Below are 1136 nucleotides of genomic sequence, written 5' to 3' on the forward strand. Positions count from 1 at the left end.
GGAATACGCCCCGCCCGGGATCGACCTGTCCCCCGCGGGAGCCCTTCAAAAGGATGCCGTTTTTGCACTCCCCGAGTATCTCCTCGTACGTGGCATCCCCGTTTTCGATGAACGTATTGCTCATCCTGACAACCGGCGGCTCGCCCGGCATTGCCCGGGCATGACCCGGAGTCCCGTTCCCGACAGCAGCCAGCGTTTCCCTGCTGTGGAGGAAGGAAGAGAGCACCCCTTTCCGGATAATCTCGGTCCTCGCCACGGCAACCCCTTCGGCATCGAACGGTTCGAACCCGAACTCGGTAAGCGTCGGGTCATCGACAATCGTAAGTGTGTCGCTCCCGATCCGCTCACCGGTCTTCCCGCCGAGAACCGAACTGCCCTGCTGGACAAGGTCCCCCTCGCTCGCATGGCCGACCGCTTCATGGGCGAAAACACCGGCAAGTTCCGGGTCAAGCACCGCATGCATCGTCCCCCCCTTTGCGGCCCGTGCATCAAGAAGTGCAACCGCTGTCGCGGCAGCCTGGCGGCCCTGTTCTTCCTGGCCCCGCAGGTTCAGGCCACGGATGGTGTGTTGGCGCTCGTACCCCATCTGGATCGTGCCGTTCCGTGACGCAACCGCAAGGACAGAGAATCCCGACCGGCAGATCTCGTAGGACAGGTCCGAACCGGAGGAGTCTTCAAAACGGACCTGTTCGATCCGCTCTGCATAGGTTCCCCGGGTATTCACGACCTGCTCGCGCTTTGCGGACCGTTCGATTGCCGCGAGCAGCGAGGTCTTTTCTTCGAGTGATACGTCTCTCGGGTCTTCAACCGGTTCCGGCACAGACAGGGTGCCGCCCGTTGCCGGTGCAAGGTTCACTTCTTCCCCGGTGATTGCTGCAAGGCATGCTGCGGACGCGAGAAGCTCCTCAAATGCGGTTCCCCGCGGCCGGGCATAGTTGGCGAGCAGGAGAATCCCCCAGCCCCTGCTGCACAGGACCCGGATAACCGCCCTGTTGAAAAAAGAGCTTCCGGCAGATTCCACGGTGCCATTATCGATATCGATATGGGTGGATGCCCCGGTTACATGCCAGAAGTCACAGTAACTGATGCCATGCATGGAGTACCCGGCCACGGTCCCTGCTGCGGGGCTGTCAAAG

Annotated in this window: 1 protein-coding gene; it reads right to left on the reverse strand. The window is 61.7% G+C overall.

From position 1 onward, the window contains the following. Window positions 1–1136 (reverse strand): TldD/PmbA family protein (locus CW742_RS14365; RefSeq protein ID WP_394339474.1); only part of this gene is annotated, 1136 nt, incomplete at both ends.

Source organism: Methanoregula sp. (genome assembly GCF_002835825.1).
GTDB lineage: Archaea > Halobacteriota > Methanomicrobia > Methanomicrobiales > Methanospirillaceae > Methanoregula.